The 18,629-nt window shown below is 72.5% G+C and carries 16 protein-coding genes and 1 pseudogene; 7 read left to right on the top strand and 10 right to left on the bottom strand.

The window, feature by feature from the left end; genetic code table 11:
• Position 1: 1 nt before the first annotated feature.
• Genes ACEXOX_RS32055 through ACEXOX_RS32045 form a run of 3 tightly spaced genes read right to left on the bottom strand, consistent with a single transcriptional unit; the run spans position 2 to position 3,818 of the window.
• A complete protein-coding gene (locus ACEXOX_RS32055) occupies positions 2–403 on the bottom strand; it encodes a DUF742 domain-containing protein (protein WP_030022601.1) in 402 nt (133 codons plus the stop codon).
• Entirely contained in the window at positions 400–897 is a 498-nt protein-coding gene (locus tag ACEXOX_RS32050) for a roadblock/LC7 domain-containing protein (RefSeq protein WP_406524498.1), read from the bottom strand. The genes ACEXOX_RS32055 and ACEXOX_RS32050 overlap by 4 nt, the downstream gene beginning before the upstream one ends.
• Positions 894–3,818 carry a nitrate- and nitrite sensing domain-containing protein gene (locus ACEXOX_RS32045; RefSeq protein ID WP_406524497.1) on the bottom strand — a complete coding sequence of 975 codons (2,925 nt, stop codon included), beginning with the start codon at positions 3,816–3,818 and terminating at the stop codon, positions 894–896. Before ACEXOX_RS32045 ends, ACEXOX_RS32050 begins: the two co-directional genes overlap by 4 nt.
• Before the next feature lie 623 nt (positions 3,819–4,441).
• Here ACEXOX_RS32045 and ACEXOX_RS32040 point away from each other — a divergent pair.
• The 3 genes from ACEXOX_RS32040 (at position 4,442) to ACEXOX_RS32030 (ending at position 7,611) form a co-directional block, all read left to right on the top strand.
• Positions 4,442–5,287, top strand: coding sequence for a hypothetical protein (locus tag ACEXOX_RS32040; protein ID WP_406524496.1), 846 nt, complete (start codon positions 4,442–4,444; stop codon positions 5,285–5,287).
• A 134-nt stretch (positions 5,288–5,421) separates the two neighbouring features.
• Positions 5,422–6,132 (top strand): TetR/AcrR family transcriptional regulator, encoded by a 711-nt coding sequence (locus ACEXOX_RS32035; protein ID WP_406524495.1) that lies wholly within the window; start codon positions 5,422–5,424, stop codon positions 6,130–6,132.
• Between the two features lie 36 nt (positions 6,133–6,168).
• Entirely contained in the window at positions 6,169–7,611 is a 1,443-nt protein-coding gene (locus ACEXOX_RS32030; RefSeq protein WP_406524494.1) for a cytochrome P450, read from the top strand.
• A 161-nt stretch (positions 7,612–7,772) separates the two neighbouring features.
• Here ACEXOX_RS32030 and ACEXOX_RS32025 read toward each other — a convergent pair.
• Positions 7,773–8,261 (bottom strand): annotated as a pseudogene (locus ACEXOX_RS32025) (MarR family winged helix-turn-helix transcriptional regulator); the annotation flags it as partial.
• Between the two features lie 289 nt (positions 8,262–8,550).
• On the opposite strand from ACEXOX_RS32025, the gene ACEXOX_RS32020 reads away from it, so the two are divergent.
• Positions 8,551–9,408 carry a lysozyme gene (locus tag ACEXOX_RS32020; RefSeq protein WP_406524493.1) on the top strand — a complete coding sequence of 286 codons (858 nt, stop codon included), beginning with the start codon at positions 8,551–8,553 and terminating at the stop codon, positions 9,406–9,408.
• Between the two features lie 42 nt (positions 9,409–9,450).
• On the opposite strand, the gene ACEXOX_RS32015 is transcribed toward ACEXOX_RS32020, so the two are convergent.
• From ACEXOX_RS32015 to ACEXOX_RS31990, 6 genes are all read right to left on the bottom strand, one after another.
• Positions 9,451–10,032 (bottom strand): Uma2 family endonuclease, encoded by a 582-nt coding sequence (locus ACEXOX_RS32015; protein WP_406524492.1) that lies wholly within the window; start codon positions 10,030–10,032, stop codon positions 9,451–9,453.
• Positions 10,033–10,039: 7 nt separating this feature from the next.
• Complete coding sequence (locus tag ACEXOX_RS32010) at positions 10,040–10,639, bottom strand: Uma2 family endonuclease (RefSeq protein ID WP_406524491.1); 600 nt, start codon at positions 10,637–10,639, stop codon at positions 10,040–10,042.
• A 127-nt stretch (positions 10,640–10,766) separates the two neighbouring features.
• On the bottom strand, positions 10,767–13,175 hold the full coding sequence (gene lon, locus ACEXOX_RS32005) for an endopeptidase La (protein ID WP_406524490.1): 2,409 nt from the start codon (positions 13,173–13,175) through the stop codon (positions 10,767–10,769).
• A 221-nt stretch (positions 13,176–13,396) separates the two neighbouring features.
• On the bottom strand, positions 13,397–13,936 hold the full coding sequence (locus ACEXOX_RS32000) for a GNAT family N-acetyltransferase (RefSeq protein WP_406524489.1): 540 nt from the start codon (positions 13,934–13,936) through the stop codon (positions 13,397–13,399).
• Between the two features lie 322 nt (positions 13,937–14,258).
• The gene (locus ACEXOX_RS31995; RefSeq protein ID WP_406524488.1) at positions 14,259–14,642 is read right to left on the bottom strand and encodes a VOC family protein; all 384 of its coding nucleotides are present in this window, start codon (positions 14,640–14,642) and stop codon (positions 14,259–14,261) included.
• Positions 14,643–14,750: 108 nt separating this feature from the next.
• Positions 14,751–15,485, bottom strand: a complete 735-nt coding sequence (locus ACEXOX_RS31990; RefSeq protein ID WP_406524487.1) for a rhomboid-like protein — start codon at positions 15,483–15,485, stop codon at positions 14,751–14,753.
• 405 nt (positions 15,486–15,890) lie between these two features.
• Here ACEXOX_RS31990 and ACEXOX_RS31985 point away from each other — a divergent pair, with 405 nt between their 5' ends.
• From ACEXOX_RS31985 to ACEXOX_RS31975, 3 genes are all read left to right on the top strand, one after another.
• Positions 15,891–16,628, top strand: a complete 738-nt coding sequence (locus ACEXOX_RS31985) for a spermidine synthase (RefSeq protein WP_406524486.1) — start codon at positions 15,891–15,893, stop codon at positions 16,626–16,628.
• A 78-nt stretch (positions 16,629–16,706) separates the two neighbouring features.
• The gene (locus ACEXOX_RS31980) at positions 16,707–17,447 is read left to right on the top strand and encodes a response regulator transcription factor (protein WP_030017194.1); all 741 of its coding nucleotides are present in this window, start codon (positions 16,707–16,709) and stop codon (positions 17,445–17,447) included.
• A complete protein-coding gene (locus ACEXOX_RS31975) occupies positions 17,444–18,625 on the top strand; it encodes a sensor histidine kinase (protein WP_406524485.1) in 1,182 nt (393 codons plus the stop codon). The genes ACEXOX_RS31980 and ACEXOX_RS31975 overlap by 4 nt, the downstream gene beginning before the upstream one ends.
• Positions 18,626–18,629: the final 4 nt, after the last annotated feature.

Genomic DNA, 18,629 nt, shown 5'->3' with positions numbered 1-18,629 from the left:
GTCAGAGCCTGCGAAGTCCACCCAACACCCTTTCGAGCAGCGCGCGGTCGGGCCGGCCGGTACCGTGCCCGGTGCCGTAGACGCGGATCTTTCCCTGGTCTGCGAGGTCGCTGAGCAGGACGCGGACCACGCCCAGCGGCATTTTGAGCAGTGCGGAGATCTCCGCCACCGAACGCATCCGGCGGCACAGCTCCACGATCGCCCGCATCTCCGGCATCACCCGGTCGCCCCAGCCGCCGGAGGTCAGCTCGCGCCGCTCCTCCGGGCCGTCGAGCGCGGCCACGAACGTCTCCACGAGCAGCACGTGGCCGAAGCGGGTCCGTCCGCCGGTCAGCGAGTACGGGCGTACGCGCGAGGGTTTCCTGTCCCCGCCGCGTACGGGGAGCCGGGGTGCGGTGCTCACTGGGCGCTCTCCATCGACTTGCGCAGCTCGCTGCGGAGTTCGGGGGTCAGGACATGGCCGGCCCGGCCGACGAACAGCGCCATGTGGTAGGCGATGACACTCATGTCGCAGTCCGGGGTCGCGTGCACCCCGAGCAGCGAGCCGTCGCTGACCGACATGACGAAGAGGCTGCCCTCCTCCATCGCGACCATCGTCTGCTTGACCGTTCCGCCGTCCATCAGCCTGGCGGCACCCGTAGTGAGGCTGCCCAGCCCGGAGACGATGGTCGCCAGGTCCGCGCTGGACCCGCGGGGCCCCGCCGGCGCGCCGGGCTGCCCCGCCGGGGAGGCCGCGGCGGCGGCTCCCGGGTCGGAGGAGAGCAGCAGCAGCCCGTCGGAGGAGACCACGGCCACCGAGCGGATGCCCGGCACCTCGTCGACCAGATTGGTCAGCAACCAGTGCAGGTTCCGTGCCTCACTGCTCAGTCCGTAAGCAGTCGGCGCTTGCGCGTTCAATCGCGTGCCTCCTCGACAACGTGGCTCTGTCCCGGGGCCCCCGCTCCGTCGGTGTCCGTCTGTGGGATGGTCTGCTCCGCTGTACGTTCCGCGATCTCGGCCTCGACGTCGCGCCGGCCGTCCCGCGCCCCCTGCTGGAAGCCGCCGAGCCGGGCCCGCAGCGACTCGGCGGTGGCCGCCGCGTTGCCCGTACGGGGGACGGCGGGCGGCTTCTGCGCCACGATGCGCGGTGTGCGCTTGGGCAGGCCCTGGTCGGTCACCCGGGTCCAGCGCGGTGCGTCGGCGCCCTCGCCTTCGGCGGGTACGGCGCCGGGCCGGGCGTGCTCACCGGTTCCGGAGGCGTACGGGGCGGACGTATCGGTGACGTACGGGGCGGACGTGCCGGAGGCGTACGGGCCGTACGTGCCGGGGCCGCCGGTCGTGTCCGAGGCCGGGGCGTGGGCGTGGGCGTGGGAAGGTGCCGCGCCGGGCGCCTCGGTCGCCGCTTCCGCGGGCCGGTCGTGCTCCGCGGTCTGCTTGGCGTACGGGCCGGGCGACTGCGGACCGTACGGGCTGGTACCGGACGCCGGGGCGTCGCCCGTCGCGGGGCCGTCGCTCGCGGTGGATTCGCCGGGTGCCTGCGTCTCGGGAACGGCGGGTGTCTCGGGACGGGTCGGCGTCTCGGGACCGGTGGTCGCGTCGGCGACGGTGGAGGTCTCGGGGCCGGCGGGCGCCTCAGGCCCGGTCCCCTCAGGCCCGGCCGCCTCCACCGCTCGTTCCGCCGCCTCGACCAAGGGGTCGTCCGCGGACGTGTCCGGCTCCGCGAGCGGCCGTCCAGTCTCCGCCGCGCCCTGCTCCAGGCGCGGCAGCCGCGTCTGGAGCGTGTTGGAGTTGGCCTCGGCCACCGAGCCGGGCAGGTTCTGGATGCCGGTGGCGGCCTCGCCGGGCGGCGGGGGCCCGACGGAGCCCGGCGCGGGGCGGGTGGGCAGGATGGCCGCGGGCAGCACGACGACGGCCGTGATCCCGCCCTGCTTCTGGTCGCGCAGCTGTACGCGCACCCCGTGGCGGGCGGCGAGCCGTACGACGACGTACAGGCCGAGGCCCAGGGTCTCGTCCACCGTGTCCAGGCTGTCGTCGCCTGCCCCGGCCGCGAGGCGGTCGTTCAGCTCCGCCAGCCGTTCCGCGGTCATCCCTATGCCCTCGTCCTGCACGGAGAGCATGACCTCGCCGCTCTCCAGCAGCCAGCCGGACAGCTCGACATGGGCGTCCGGCGGGGAGAACGCGGTGGCGTTCTCCAGGAGTTCCGCGACGAGGTGGCTGATGTCGTCGGCGGCGAACCCGGCGACCTGGGAGTGCGGCGGCAGCGACTGGACGCGCACCCGCTCGTACCGTTCGATCTCGCTGATGGAGGCGCGCAGCACGTCCAGCAGCGGTACCGGCCCGGGCTGGCCCGCGCTGTGTTCCGCACCGGCCAGGACCAGCAGGTTCTCGCTGTTGCGCCGCATCCGGGCGGCGAAGTGGTCCAGCTTGAAGAGGGTCTCCAGCCGGTCCGGGTCCTGTTCCTTCTGCTCCAGCGACTCGATGACGGTCAGCTGGCGCTCCACGAGGTTCAGGGTGCGCAGCGCGAGGTTGACGAACCGGCCGTGCACACCGGTGCGCAGGGCCGCCATCCGCTCGGTGAGATCCGCGACCTCCTGGCGCAGCGACTCCCGTTCCTCCTGGAGCGCCTCGCGCTCGGCGGCCAGCCGCTTGCGCCCGCCGACGAGCCGGGCGCGTTCGCCCTCCAGTTCGGCGGCGCGGCGGCCGGCCTCGCCCACCTGGGCGTGCAGGGCGTTGACGGACCGTACGGCGTCGGCGAACTCGTCGTTGCGGCCCTTGAAGGCGACCGGCGGTTCGCCCGCCGGGTCGGCCGCCACTCGTCCGGCCCCCAGCCGCAGCGCCGCGAGCGGCCGGGTCACCGAGCGCCACGCGGAGATGCTGGCGCCGACCGCCAGCAGCAGGCAGACCCCGACCAGGGCGATACGGATCTCCATCGCCGTCACGTCGTCGTCGCGCAGCGCGCCCAGCCGGTCGATGTCGGCGGTGGCCATCGACGCCTCGACGCCGCGCATCAGGCCGATCCGGGCGGTGAGCGCGGTCTTCACGCGCGCGCTGCTCAGCCGCTGGTCGTCGGCGTCCAGGCGGGGCTGGTCGGTGAGCTTGGCGAGGAAGCTCTCGGCGGTGTTCACGTCGCCGCCGTTGACGGTGCGGTCGTAGGAGTCCCGGGCCTTGGTGCTCGCGGACTGCTTGAAGGCGGCCAGCGCGGCCTGTTCGCGTACGTACGCCTGCTGGGCGGCGGCCGTCAGGCGGGCCTGCGGGCCGCCTGCGGCGAGGGCCGGGACGAGCAGGGCGCGGGTCGCGGCGGCCTGGTCGGTGGCGCGGCCGAGCTGCGGCAGGGCCCGTACGTCCGGGGCGACGTCGCTCGCGCGGGCGGGCAGGCCGCGGGCGATGGCGTCGGAGAGCGCGCCGAGCGCCTGGACGGCGGCCGTGTAGGCGTCGAAGACCTCGGTGACCTGCCCCGGCCCGGACAGCGCCTTCTGGCGGGTCTGCGGCAGCGCGGCGAGCAGCTTGTCGGCCGCCCGGTACGTCTCGGTGGCACCGGCGGCGCCGTGGGAGGCGGACCGCAGTTCGGTGATCTGCCGGTCCACCCGGGCCCGCTGGGCCTCCGGGATCCCGGCGCCGCCGGACTTGGCGGAGCGGCCGCCCGCGACGTACTCGGTCATCGCGTCGCGCTCGTCGGCGAGGGAGTGCGCGAGGGTGACCGCGTGCGCGTTCAGGCCGGCCAGGTCGACCAGCTGCTGGGAGGCGTGGACGTCGTCCAGGGCGGAGACGACGGCGGGCGCGCCGGCCCCGAGCACGGCGAGCGCGGCCACGGCCACGGCGCCGACGAGCCGGTTGCGCACGCGCGCGCGACGGCCGGCGGGGGTGGGGGTGGGGGTGGGCGCACCGGCCCCCGGTGGCACGCCCGGGCCCGCGCCCGGCGCCGTACCCGAAAACGAACCGGCCGGTGATCCCGGCCCGACCGCGCCGTCCCGAAGCCGCTTCTTCCGCACCGCTGCTCGCATTCCTGTCTCGCCTGCCCACACCGTGTGGTCCCGCGGACCCGGTTCGCTCACGCTCGCGGCGCGTACCTGTGCGAAGACCGCAGCAATTCACACGTCCGCGAGGGAAGCAGCCCGGCTCTGCGCGTCGCGACGAGTGGCCTGGCGCCTCCCATGATCCGGGCCACGACCATTCCACCGGCATCGCGCAGCGGCCCGGCAACGTACACCCGGCCACTCGAATGAGTGAACATCAATCGGAAGTTGACCATCAACTTCCGATCAAGGCCGCTCCGGGATGCAACCTGGCGCAACCCCCGAGCGGGTTTGGAGAACCGTGCGGCTCCTGGAAAGATGCCCGCCCGCACGCCGCAAGACCGCGATTTCCAGCCCCGTCTCACGCCTCTGACCTGCTGATACGCACCGGAGCCCGGCGAAGTCCGCAACCGGCGGGAAACCGGACGCGCTGCGGCAGACTTGCCGTCATGCGCATCGAAGCGGCCACCGAGCCGGGAGACCCCCAACACCCGAACGAGGACTACGCGTCCGTCGCCCTGCCCGCCTCCGGCCAGGGCGGAGTCATGGTCCTCCTGGACGGCGTGACCCCGCCTCCGCACGAGACCGGCTGCACGCACGGCGTGCCGTGGTACACCGCGCGACTCGGCGGCGCGATGCTCGAACTGTCCGGTTCATTCCGGGATATGACGCTCCCTGAGATGCTTTCGGCCGCCATCTCCCGGACGGCTGAAGTTCACCGCTCGACCTGTGACCTTTCTCACCCCCGCACACCACAGGCAACCGCGGTGGCCGTCCGGTGGTCGCCGGTCACTATCGAGTACCTGGTCCTGTCCGATTCCGTACTGCTCGCCGAGCATCCGGACGGTACGGTGCGGCCCATTCTGGACACCCGCCTCGACGAACTGCCGCCCGCGGTGCGGGCCCTGCGCGAGACCGTACGGTCCCTGCCGCGCGGCTCGGCCGAACGCGTCGCCGCAGGCCGGGAGTACGGAGCGGCCGTGGAGGCGCTGCGCAACGCCGAGGGCGGGTTCTTCACCGCGGCGGCCGACCCGGCCGTGGCCGCACGCGCGGTCACCGGCTCCGTCCCGCGCGCCGAAGTGCGGGCGCTGACCGCGCTCAGTGACGGCGCGTCACGGTGGGTCGAGGTCTTCGGCGAAGGTTCGTGGGCGGACTGCTTCGCGGTGGTGCGCAAGGAGGGGCCGCAGGCGCTGGTCGACCGGGTGCGGGCGCTGGAGGACGCCGATCCGTACGGCGAGCGCTTCCCGCGCGGCAAGTCACGGGACGACGCGACGGTGGTGCTGGTCGAGCCGTGACCCGTACGGGCGGGGCGGCAGGTGCCGTAGGTCCGCCCGTACGGCCGGAAAGAGCCTGTCCCGACGGGCGCCGTCCGGCCTAGCTTTGACTGTGTGACCAGATTCGACATCTGGTCACGCAGTCAGGAGGGGCCGTGGAAGCCGACGAGCGCGCGGAACGGGGCGAGCGCATCCTGGACGCCGCATGCGAGCTGCTGCTCGCCTGGGGCTACCGCCGCGTGACCGCCGACGAGATCGCCCGCCGGGCGGACGTCGGCAAGGGCACGGTCTACCTGCACTGGAAGAACAAGGACGCGCTGCTGCTGGCCGTGGTGCTCCGCGCCAAGGCGGCCGACCACCGCAGGCAGTTGGACCGGATGCGGGCCGACCCCCGCGACATCCTGCCCAGCCGGGCGCTGCGCGGAGCCCTCCTGGACTTCATGGACGACCCGGTGCTGCGCGCCCTCTACCTCGACGACTCCGACATCCTCGGGCGCCTGCACGACATCGCCAAGAAGGAACTGGTGGAACTGGTGGAGGCGAGCCACGAGACGCTGCGCTCGCAGCTGTCCACCCTGCGCGCCCACGGCCTGGTGCGCGAAGACCTGAGCGTCGACCAGCAGATGTACGTCTGCCTGGCGACGGTCACCGGCTACGTCCAGGCCGAGGTGCTGCTTCCCGACCACGCTCCGGGCCGTCCGGAGGAGCGGGCCGACCTGCTGTGCCACACGGTCCGTACCGCGCTGGAGCCGCACGGCGACCCCGACCCGCGGGCCGTCGCCGCGGCGGCCCCCGGCGTCATCACGCGCTACGCGCGCCTGGAGGAGCTGAGCCGGCAGGAAGTACGGCGCCAGCTCCGCCAGTGACCCGCGGTCACATCCTGATCAGGAGGAGAACGCACGATGACCACATCGCCCACCGAGTCGAAAGCGGCCACCCCGTCCGACTCCACCGCCTCCCCCTCGACCGCCGCCGCCCCGGCCGCCAACCCTTCGGCCACGACACCTTCGGCCACGACCTCTTCGGCCGCCACCAGCGACGGCCCCAGCGACGGCACCACGCTGCCCTCCTACGTCGGCCTGCACCCGGGCGAGCCGAACCTGATGGAACCGGAGCTGCTGGACAACCCGTACACCGCCTACGGCACGCTGCGCGAGCAGGCCCCGCTCGTCCGCGCCCGCTTCATCGACGACTCGCCCATCTGGCTGGTGACCCGCTTCGACGTGGTGCGCGAGGTGATGCGCGACCAGCGGTTCGTCAACAATCCGACCCTGGTGCCCGGCTTCGACGCGGGCCAGGACCCGCGCGCCAAGCTGATCGAGCTGTTCGGCATCCCCGAGCGCCTGGCCCCGTACCTCGCCGACACCATCCTCACCAGCGACCCGTCGGTCCACACCCGGCTGCGCCGCCTGGTCTCCCGCGCCTTCACCGCACGCCGTATCCAGGACCTGCGGCCGCGCGTCGAGCGGATCACCGACGAGCTGCTGGAGCAGCTGCCCGGCCATGCCGAGGACGGTGTCGTCGACCTCGTCGAGCACTTCGCGTACCCGCTGCCCATCGCGGTCATCTGCGAGCTGGTCGGCATCGACGAGGGGAACCGGACGCTGTGGCGGCGGTTCGGTGCCGACCTCGCCTCGCTGAACCCCAAGCGCATCGGCGCCACCATGCCGGAGATGATCGCGCACATCCACGAGGTGATCGACGAGCGGCGCACGGCCCTGCGGGACGACCTGCTCAGCGGGCTCATCCGGGCGCAGGACGACGACGGCGGCCGGCTGAGCGACGTCGAGATGGTCACCCTGGTCCTCACCCTGGTGCTGGCCGGTCACGAGACCACCGCCCACCTGATCAGCAACGGCACGCTCGCCCTGCTCACCCACCCCGACCAGCGGCGGCTGATCGACGAGGACCCGGCGCTGCTGCCGCGCGCGGTCCACGAGCTGATGCGCTGGTGCGGGCCGATCCAGGCCACCCAGCTGCGGTACGCCACCGAGGACACCGAGGTGGCCGGCGTCCAGGTCCGCCAGGGTGACGCCCTGATGTTCAGCCTCGTCGCGGCCAACCACGACCCGCGGCACTACGACGGGCCGGAGCGGCTCGACCTGACGCGGCAGCCGGCCGGCCGCGCCGAGGACCACGTCGGCTTCGGGCACGGGATGCACTACTGCCTGGGTGCCTCGCTCGCCCGGCAGGAGGCGGAGGTGGCCTACGGCAAGCTGCTCGCCCGCTACCCGGACCTGGAGCTCGCCCTCACCCCGGAACAGTTGGAGGAACAGGAACGCCTGCGGCAGCCCGGCGCCTGGCGCCTGCGGCGGCTGCCGCTGAGGCTCAGCGCGGAGAGCTAGTCCGTACCGCGCACGGAGGGGAGGGGCCGGCCGTCCGCGGAGGAGGCGGCCGTCATCGGTGACCGGCCGGGAGCCGGTGCGCACGCCCCCCGGGGGCCCGCGCACCGGCTCTCAGCCGTTCCCGCCCTTCCCCCGCGGTCGCTCCTGGCGGCCGCGCCGCAGCCCTCTTCCGCGTCCTGCTCCGCGTTCAACCGGTGGAGCAGGCGGGCCAGTTCCGCGACCTCGCGGCGGTCCCAGGAGGCGAGCCGCCTCGCGTACTGGGCGCGGCGGCTGTTGCGTACCCGGCCGAACCGGTCGTGCCCCTCGTCGGTGAGGCGGACCAGCACGGCCCGCCCGTCGGCCGGGTCCGGCTCGCGGTCGATCAGTCCGAGGCCCTCCAGCGCGCGCAGCTGCCGGCTCATGGTCGCCTTGCCCACGCCGAAGTAGCCGGCGAGGTCGGTGGCGCGCTGCTGCCCCGCGTCGGCGAGGCGGACGAGCAGGCCGTACGCGGCCGCCTCCAGCTCCGGGTGCACCTCCCGGGCCAGCTCGCCGGAGGTGGCCCGGGCGCGGCGCAGGAAGACCGCCAGCTCCCGCTCCAGGGAGAGGAACACCTGGTCCACACCACGGGGTTCGTCCGTCCCTGCCACGCTGTCGGCTCTGGTGTTGTGCACGTCGGCGCCCTCTCCCGCTTTCCGGACCGTGAAACTTTCTCGCGGCGGCGGCCGAAGCCGCAGCTTGTCCAGTATTTCGCAGGATTAGACCAACGGAAGCCCGGCTCCCCTCTTTGCCCCGTGCATCTACGCGCGTACCGTCGTCGGCACGTTCTTGGCATGAGCACACCACACCGCTCGGTACGGCCACGCCACTCCCCTCGTTCCGCTCCGCGCGCCCCGCGGCGCACCGTGGCCCGCCCGGCCGGTCCCCCCTCAGGTCAGTTCACCGAGATCCTCGGAGGCACGTATGCCCGTGCACAGATCCGGCCGCCCGGCCGTCCGCCGCCCGCGCTCCTTCGCGGCCCTGGCGGGGACGTTCCTCGCCGTCACCGCCCTCCTCCTCGGACTGCCGGGCGCCGCCGGCGCCGCCCCGTACGGCGCCGCCCCCGAACCCGCCCACCCCGGCCAGGACTGGGCCGGCTCCCAGGTCACCCGCCATGAGGGCGACGCGCCGGGCGAGGCGCCGCCGCCCACCTTGGCCTCCGTCGAAGGCGTCGACGTCAGCAGCCACAACGGCGACGTCCCGTGGCAGTCCCTGTGGAACGCCGGGGTCCGCTTCGCCTACGTGAAGGCCACCGAGTCCACCAGCTACACCAACCCGTACTTCGCGCAGCAGTACGACGGCTCCTACGACGTCGGCATGATCCGCGGCGCGTACCACTTCGCCACCCCGGACACCTCCAGCGGCGCCGCCCAGGCCGACTATTTCGTGGACCACGGCGGCGGCTGGTCCAAGGACGGCCGCACCCTGCCCGGCGCCCTCGACATGGAGTACAACCCGTACGGCTCCACCTGCTACGGCAAGAGCGCGGCCGGCCTGGTCGGCTGGATCAAGGACTTCTTCGCCACCTACAAGGCACGCACCGGCCGGGACGCCCTCATCTACACCTCCACCAGCTGGTGGAGACAGTGCACCGGCGACTACGCCGGCTTCGGCTCCGTCAACCCCTTGTGGATCCCCCGCTACGGCTCCTCGGCCGGCGAACTCCCGGCGGGCTGGGCCTTCCACACCGTCTGGCAGTACACGTCGTCGGGCACCACGGTCGGCGACCGGAACCGGTTCAACGGGGCGTACGAGCGGTTGCGGGCGTTGGCGAACGGGTGAGGCGGTGGGTTCCGGGGCGCGGGGTACGCACCGGGACCCACTTCACCGTCGGTGGTCCCGGGGGAACCCGTCGGTTGTCAATGTCAGCCCGAGTGCCGTGCCCGTCAGGTCGACGGGAGCGCCGAAGCCCAGGCTCAGCCGCGACCGGTACGCGCCGTTCTCCGGGAGGGTGTGGAGGTGCCACTTCGCGGTGTACGGGTCCACGATCAGGTGAACGGGGACATGGCCGTCGGCGTAGGCGGCTTTCTTCGGCCCGTAATCATGGAACGCCGATTCGCGGGAGATGACCTCAAGGACGAACTCGACGTCCTGGTGGCGCCAATGCCCTTCACCGTCCGGCTCCGCCCCGTCCGACAGTTTGAAGAGGTCAGGGCAGAAGGCGTTGAGGTGCCCCGGGAGGTCGAGGCGGACGTCGGACATGATCTGGGCCTGCCGACCGAAGCGGATGTCCAACTGGCGCAGAACACTCATGGTGATCTCCCAGTGCGTGCTCCGCTGCGGCCACGTGATGACGACGCCTCCGACGACTTCCGCCTTCATCCCCTCCGGGACGGTCTCGTAGAGCGGCTCGAACAACGTGTCCAGCGCGCTGCGGTCGCTGCCGTCACCCGACTCATGCGTCAATGCGTCGTCACTCCCGGCCGAATTCCGCCGTGTCCAGCGACAGGCCGACGACCGTGTCGGTCAGGTCGACCGGGTCGCCGAACTTGATGGCCGGACCGAGGCGGTAGGTGCCGTCCTTGGGGGCCGTGTAAAGGTGGCACTGCCCGAGGTACGGATCGACAATGAGATAGACGGGCACTCCCGCCAGAGCGTAAGCGTCCTTCTTGGGACCATAGTCGTTGCGGGACGTGTCCCTGGAGATGACTTCGGCGACGAATTCGATGTCCTGGTACCGCCAGCGCCCTTTGTCGTTCTTCTCCGCACCGTCCCGCAGCGCGACCACGTCGCAGGCAAAACCGTTGAGGTGGCCGGGAAAGTCCAAGCGGACATCGGACTTCACTCGCTTTCGCGGGTAGTGGGACCGCAACTGATCGTAAATTGCGGCGATGATGTCCCAGTGGTTGTCCCGTTGCGGCGACATGAAGATGGCCCCCTCGACGATCTCTGCCTTGTAGCCCTCGGGGACGGGCATCCGCTCCAGCCAGTCGAACATTGTGTCCAGGCTGAGCTCATCGCTGTCGGCCATCTCGATCTCGATCCTGTTGTCGGTCAGCTCGATGGTCATCATGCGCTCCTCCCCACCGCCGCAATGTGCGGGCAGTCGCGCAGTACAACGATACGCACGGTGACCGGGACACGTGCGGCCCGGAGCCCCCGTGTCAGGGACTCCGGGCCGCTGTGGCCGGTCGCGTCCGTCACGCCGCGACCGGGACCTCCGGGGCGGCCGGGGCCGAGGCCGGGGTCAGGGCCAGGTCGAGGACCTGGCGGACGTCGGAGACGGGGTGGACGTCCAGCTTCTCCAGGATCTCGGCGGGGACGTCGTCCAGGTCCGGCTCGTTGCGCTTGGGGATGACCACGGTCGTGATGCCCGCCCGGTGCGCCGCGAGGAGCTTCTGCTTGACGCCGCCGATCGGCAGCACCCGGCCGGTCAGCGAGACCTCGCCGGTCATCGCCACGTCCGGGCGCACCTGGCGGCCGGAGAGCAGCGAGGCCAGCGCCGTCGTCATGGTCACGCCCGCGCTCGGGCCGTCCTTCGGGACCGCGCCCGCCGGTACGTGCAGGTGGACACCGCGCTCCTTCAAGTCGCCGACCGGCAGCTCCAGTTCGGCGCCGTGCGAGCGCAGGAAGGACAGCGCGATGTGCGCGGACTCCTTCATCACGTCGCCCAGCTGGCCGGTGAGCTGGAGGCCGGACGCGCCGGTCTCCGGGTCGGCGAGCGAGGCTTCCACGTACAGCACGTCGCCGCCCGCGCCGGTGACCGCGAGGCCGGTGACCACGCCCGGTACGGACGTGCGGCGCTCGGCGGGGTCCTGCGCCGACTCCGGGGTGTGGTGCGGACGCCCGATCAGCGGGCGCAGTTCGTCCACGCCGACCGTGAAGGGCAGGCCGCGCTCGCCCAGTTCGCTCTGGGCCGCGACCTTGCGCAGCAGCCGCCCGACGGCCCGCTCCAGGTTCCGTACGCCCGCTTCGCGGGTGTATTCACCGGCGAGCTTGTGCAGCGCGTCGTCCGTGAGCGTGACCTCGCCGGGCTCCAGTCCGGCCCGCTCCAGCTGGCGCGGCAGCAGGTGGTCGCGGGCGATGACGACCTTCTCGTCCTGGGTGTAGCCGTCGAGCCGGACCAGCTCCATGCGGTCGAGCAGCGGCTCCGGTATGGCCTCCAGGACGTTGGCGGTGGCCAGGAAGACCACGTCGCTCAGGTCCAGCTCGACCTCCAGGTAATGGTCGCGGAAGGTGTGGTTCTGTGCCGGGTCGAGGACTTCGAGGAGGGCGGCGGCCGGGTCGCCCCGGAAGTCCGAGCCGACCTTGTCGATCTCGTCGAGCAGGACGACCGGGTTCATGGAGCCGGCCTCCTTGATCGCGCGCACGATGCGGCCGGGCAGCGCGCCGACGTACGTACGCCGGTGGCCGCGGATCTCCGCCTCGTCCCGTACGCCGCCGAGCGCGACCCGGACGAACTTGCGGCCCATGGAACGGGCCACGGACTCGCCCAGCGAGGTCTTGCCGACACCGGGCGGCCCGACCAGGGCCAGCACGGCGCCTCCGCGGCGGCCGCCGACCAGGCCGAGACCGCGGTCCGCGCGCCGCTTGCGCACGGCCAGGTACTCGGTGATGCGCTCCTTGACGTCCTCCAGACCGGCGTGGTCGGCGTCCAGGATCTCCTTGGCGCCGGGTATGTCGTACGCGTCCTCCGTGCGCTCGTTCCACGGCAGCTCCAGGACCGTGTCGAGCCAGGTCCTGATCCAGCTGCCCTCGGGGCTCTGGTCGCTGGACCGCTCCAGCTTGTCGACCTCCTTGAGGGCCGCCTTGCGGACGCCCTCGGGCAGCTGGGCGGCCTCGACGCGGGCGCGGTAGTCCTCGCCCTCGTCCTCCGGGTCGCCGTTCAGCTCGGCCAGCTCCTTGCGGACGGCCTCCATCTGGCGGCGCAGCAGGAACTCGCGCTGCTGCTTGTCGACGCCCTCCTGGACGTCCTTGGCGATGGCCTCCGCCACGTCCTGCTCGGCGAGGTGCTCGCGCAGCGCTTCGGTGGCCTGCTTCAGACGGGCCACCGGGTCGGTGGTCTCCAGCAGGCGCACCTTCTGCTCGGTGCTCAGGAACGGCGAGTAGCCGGAGTTGTCCGCGAGCTGCGAGACGTCCTCGATCTGCTGGACGCGGTCCACGACCTGCCAGGCGCCGCGCTTCTTGAGCCAGTCGGTGGCCAGGGCCTTGTACTCCTTGACCAGCTCGGTGACCGCGCCGGGCAGGGGTTCGGGCACCGTCTCGTCGACAGTGGTGCCCTCCACCCACAGGGCGGCGCCGGGGCCGGTGGTGCCCGCGCCGATCTTCACGCGGCCGAGACCGCGGATGAGCGCGCCGGGGTCCCCGTCGGACAGCCGGCCGACCTGCTCGACGCGGCCCAGCACGCCGATGCCCGCATACGCGCCGTCGACCCGCGGCACAAGAAGCACCCGCGGTTTGTTACCCGGTGAGGCGGCGGACTGCGCGGCCTCGACCGCGGCCCGTACGTCCGCCTCGGAAAGGTCCAGCGGCACCACCATGCCGGGCAGCACGACCTCGTCGTCGAGGGGCAGCACGGGCAGAGTGAGCGAGGTGGACGTCGAAGCCATGATCTCCCCTTCGGCAGGCAAGTTGAGCAATACCCACTCAATGCTTGGGCGTGACGGGATGTTCCCCTGCCGTGTTCGCTGTGAGCGATCAGCTTGGGGTGGCTGTGGTGCGGGTCGGCTGTGGTGCTGTGGTGCGGGCGGTGGCAGCGCTGCCACGCTGTCGGTTTGCGGATGTGCGCCGTCGAGCACGAGTCGACAGCTCAGTCGGAGGGCGCGCCGGCTCAACCGGAAGGCGTGGCCGGGGGCCGCAGGCCGAGCCACTGCTCGGCGCCCCAGGCCTGGAACCGCTCCACCTCGGTGAACCCCAGCTTGACCGCGAGGCGCATCGAGCCGACGTTGGCGGTCTGGGTGGTGAGCACCACCGGCTCGCCCGGAAGGACGCCGTCGTACCAGTCGAGTGCCGCCGCGCACGCTTCGGCGGCGTACCCGGATCCCCACGCTCGCGGCAGGAACAGGTAGCCGAGATCGACCTTCCCCACGGCAGCCGGACGACGGTGCTCCGACGCTCTCCTGAGCAGGACCTGGCCGATCATCGCCCCGCCGAGATCGACGACGAGGCTCCCCGGCCACCGCTGGGGCGCCGCGGGCATCTCGCGCTCAAGCTCGTCACGCGGGCGGGGGCCGCCCAGGTACGTGTGCACCTCCGGCGACGCCAGCAGCTCGATGAACGCCGCGCGGTCCCGGGCCTCGGGCACTCGGAGCACGAGCCTCCCGGTCCTGATCGGGGCAGGTGGCCAGGCGACGGGTCCGAGCTCAGTCATGCCGGCCACCCAATCAGCGGGCTCGGCAGCGCTCAAGATGCGCGGACCGATCGAGCCATCACCCAAAGGCCCCGCCGTTTCCCACGGGGCCGGCCCCTACGGCCATGCCCGGCGGCCATTCGGACCACGGATCGGCCATGAAGGTCTCCACCTGCACCGCGTCAAGGCGGAGTGCGGCGGCGACCCGCGTATGGACCGCGCGCTCGCCGACCGTGCCGACACTCCCTGCTTGCCACACCTCTGTCGTCAGCCACCACCCGGCTCTGCTGAGGCGATGCGGCCCCGCGCGAAGGGCGAGGGGCCGCACAGCGGCGGGCAGCGTTCAGCCCTGTGCCATGTGCATCAGTTCCCATACATGGCCGTCGAGGTCCTGGAAGCTGACGCCGTACATCGGTCCCGCCTCCATCGCCGGCTTCCAGGGGGTGGCGCCGGCGGCCAGTGCCTTGGCGAGCATCTCGTCGACCTCCTCGCGGCTGTCGCAGGACAGACACGTGAGGACTTCCTTCGTCTTCGCGGCGTCGCTGATGTCGCCGTTGATGAAGTCCCGGAAGCGGTCCTCCTGGAGGAGCATGACGCAGATGTTCTCCTCGACGACCACGCATACGGTGTGCTCGTCGGAGAAGTCGGGGTTGACGGCGAAGCCGAGGCGGGTGAAGAACTCGCGGGACGCGGCGACGTCCTTGACCGGCAGGTTCACGAAGATCATGCGCATGGTGGGTGCCTCTTCCTGACGGAGCGGGGCCCCGGCCTCCGCGGCCGGGTGCGACCCTCGCTCCACCTCCCCGTGGAGCCGTGGAGAAGCGTGTTCAGGAAGCTAGCAACGGCCACTGACAATCGCCGTCGGCCGAGATCCGCGGGGGCGCCGCAGGAGGGGCCGGGCGCAGGTTCCGAGGACGAGGGCGAGGAGGTGGCCCGAGTCGCTGACGGGGTCGCCGGAGAACAGCAGGTTGCTGACGGCGAACCAGGTCACGCCCGCCAGGATCGGCCACCGGGCCCAGCCGGGCAGCAGGCCCGCCAGCGCGCCGGTGCAGGCCATCACGCCGAAGCTGATGCCGTAGTCGAGGCGTCGCAGCGCGTCGACGGGGAGGTGGCCGAGGGCGACCGCGGCGCCGACCGGCAGTTCGGTGGCGAGTGTCGCGATCACGTGGCCGCCGAAGAAGACCGCGGCCGTACGCAGGGCGCCGGCCCGGCGTTCCAGGGCCGTCAGGACGATCAGGAAGGCGACGGCGTACGCGGAAGCCGGGCCGCCGGCGATCCACAGGGCACTGGCGACGAGCACCAGCAGGGGCGCCTGCGCCAGGTGCTCGACGTCCGTGCTGGAGGCCTGGAGCAGGCTGTGGACCAGTTCCGGGTCGGCGTGCTCGGCGAAGAGCGAGGTCGCGACGAGGAGGAGGGTGTAGCCGAAGGTGAAGGGGGTGGCGAGGGGGCCGGGGAGCAGGTGCCAGGGCTTGGGCCACCGGCTCCGGCCCAGGCGTATCGGACGCGTCGGCCGAACGGGGGCGGAGGCCGGGGCCGGGGCGGGATCGACGGACGGCACCGCACCGGGCATCACTACGGGATCGACGGACGGCACCCCACCGGAACCCCCTACGGGATCAGCGCCCCCGACCGCCCCGCCCTCCGCCCGCTGTCTGGGCACCCCCTCCAGCGCCGCCGCCTCGCCGCCCCCGTGTCCCGCGAAAGAGGCCGTTTGGGCGGTGGGGGCTCCCTCGTCGGGTGGCGTCTTCGCCGAGGCTGCTGCCGTGTTCACCCGGCTCACTGGTGGCTGGCCCCTTCCGTCCGTGGCGGTCGGCGCCGTCGTTGCGGCCGCCACTGAAGATCTACGTACGGGACAGCCTGCACGTTCAACCCGTGAGCGAGCTGTGCCCGTGACCTGCGTCACGGGCGGCGCGGGCCGGTCCGGGGCCGTAAACCGGTTGGACCCGTCCCGCCCCGGTTGGTCAGGATGGCCGCCATGTCTCATCCCGCGCACGCCACGCCCGACCAGCCCGTGCACGTATCCGGCCCGCCCGCGCCCGGTGGCGGGCCGCGGGTCCTCGACCGCCGTGAGGGCCCGTACGGCGAGGTGGTGCTGCGGCAGCGGGACGAGCACTTCGAGATCATCGCCAACGGGTGCTTCCTGATGGACACCTCGGACGGGCGGTCGGAGCGGCTGCTGGTGGACGCGGCGCTGGCGGAGCTGGGGAGCGCGCAGGCGTCGCACCGTGTGCTGATCGGCGGGCTCGGGGTCGGGTTCTCCCTGGTCAGGGCGGTGGAGGAGGCCCGGTGGGGGCGGATCACGGTGGTGGAGCGGGAGGCCGCGGTCATCGACTGGCACCGCGCCGGGCCGCTGTCGGCGGTGTCCGGGGCGGCGCTCGCCGATCCTCGTACCGAGATCGTCGCCGCCGACCTGGTCGCGTACGTGCGCGAAGGCGCCGGGCCGCGCCTGTTCGACGCGCTGTGCCTGGACATCGACAACGGGCCCGAGTGGACCGTCACCGAGGACAACGGCGGCCTCTACTCCCCCGCCGGTCTGGCGGCCTGCCGGGAGCGCCTGACGCCCGGCGGCGTGCTCGCCGTGTGGTCGGCGCAGCCGTCCGCCGCGTTCGAAGAAGCTCTACGAAATGCCGGGTTCACCGGCGTACGTACCGAAGAGATCCCCGTTGTCCGAGGCGTCCCCGACGTGGTGCACCTCGCGCGCAAGGGCGCGTAGCCGATGGTCATACCCTGCCCTTACGCTGCTGCCCAGCAGTACGCGACCATGCAGCACGGGGACACGCAGGGGCGGGCGATGGATCAGACGCAGACCACCCAGGGCGGCACCGCCGCGGCCACGCCCGGCGCCCAGCGCCGGATCCTCGTCGTGGAGGACGACCCGACGATCGTCGACGCCATCGCGGCCCGGCTGCGCGCCGAGGGCTTCCAGGTGCAGACGGCCACCGACGGCCCGGCCGCGGTGGACACCGCCGAGGCGTGGCAGCCGGACCTGCTGGTCCTGGACGTGATGCTGCCGGGCTTCGACGGGCTGGAGGTGTGCCGCCGGGTGCAGGCGCGGCGTCCGGTGCCCGTCATGATGCTCACCGCGCGGGACGACGAGACGGACATGCTGGTCGGTCTGGGTGTCGGCGCGGACGACTACATGACCAAACCGTTCTCCATGCGGGAGCTGGCGGCCCGGGTGCACGTACTGCTGCGGCGCGTGGAGCGGGCGGCGCTGGCCGCGCACACCCCGCGCAGCGGCATCCTGCGCCTGGGTGAGCTGGAGATCGACCACGCGCAGCGCCGGGTGCGGGTGCGCGGCATCGACGTGCACCTGACACCGACCGAGTTCGACCTGCTGGTGTGCCTGGCCAACACGCCGCGCGCGGTGCTCTCCCGTGAGCAGCTGCTGGCCGAGGTCTGGGACTGGGCGGACGCCTCCGGCACCCGTACGGTCGACAGCCACATCAAGGCGCTGCGCCGCAAGATCGGCGCGGAGCGCATCCGTACGGTGCACGGCGTCGGGTACGCGCTGGAGACCCCGCCGGTATGACGGCCTCCACCCGCCAGAAGGAGCGGGCCGGACGCCAGGACCGCGAGCATCCGCCGGACGGGCTGCGGGAGCGGGTCTGGGCCCCGTTCTGGCGGTGGGTCTGGGAGGGGCTGCGGCCGCTGGACCCGTACCGCTCGGTGAAGGCGGCGCTCGGCGCGCTGGTCATCGTCTCGGTGATCATCACGACGCTGCTGGTGTTCGTCGCGATCCACTCCGACACCGAGCTGCGGGTCATCACGGTCTTCTCGATCATCGCCTCGCTGCTGGTCACCCAGTTCGTCGCGCAGGGCCTGACGGCGCCGCTGGACGACATGACGGACGTGACCCGGGCGATGGCGGACGGTGACTACACCCGGCGGGTGCGCGGCGGGCGGCGCGACGAGTTCGGCGACCTGGCCGACGCGTTCAACCGGATGGCCGCCGACCTGGAAGCGGTGGACACCCACCGCAAGGAACTGGTCGCCAACGTCTCGCACGAGCTGCGCACCCCGATAGCGGCCCTGCGCGCCGTCCTGGAGAACGTGGTGGACGGGGTCTGCGAGCCCGATCCGGAGACGATGCGCACGGCGCTGAAGCAGACGGAACGGCTGGGGCGGCTGGTGGAGCACCTGCTGGACCTGTCGCGGCTGGACAACGGCGTGGTGCCGCTGCACGCCCGCCGCTTCGAGGTGTGGCCGTACCTGTCGGGGGTGCTCAAGGAGGCCAACATGAGCCGCGGCGCCTCCACCCTCTCGCGGCTCGCCGGCTCCGGCGCCCACACCCGTACGGACGTCCATCTGCACCTGGACGTCTCGCCGCCGGAGCTGACCGCGTACGCGGACGCCGAGCGGCTCCACCAGGTCGTGGCGAACCTGATCGACAACGCCATCAAGCACAGCCCGCGGCACGGCCGGGTCACGGTGCTGGCGCGGGGCGGCGAGACGCCCGGGGGCCTGGAGCTGGAGGTGCAGGACGAGGGCCCGGGCATCCCGGAGGCCGAGCGGCACCATGTCTTCGAGCGGTTCAACCGGGGCGACCCGGCGGCGTCGGGTCCGGGCAGCGACGGCGGTACGGGGCTGGGCCTGGCGATCGCGCGCTGGGCGGTGGATCTGCACGGCGGGCGGATCCGGGTGGCCGAATCGCCTCGCGGCTGCCGCATCCGCGTCACTCTTCCGGGAAGCGACTCCGTTCGAGGTTGACGCC

Origin of the sequence: Streptomyces sp. Ac-502, assembly GCF_045222935.1 — a bacterium.
GTDB lineage: Bacteria > Actinomycetota > Actinomycetes > Streptomycetales > Streptomycetaceae > Streptomyces > Streptomyces monomycini.
Note: the sequence above shows the minus strand (reverse complement) of the source record. Positions and strands in the feature narration are given on the sequence as shown.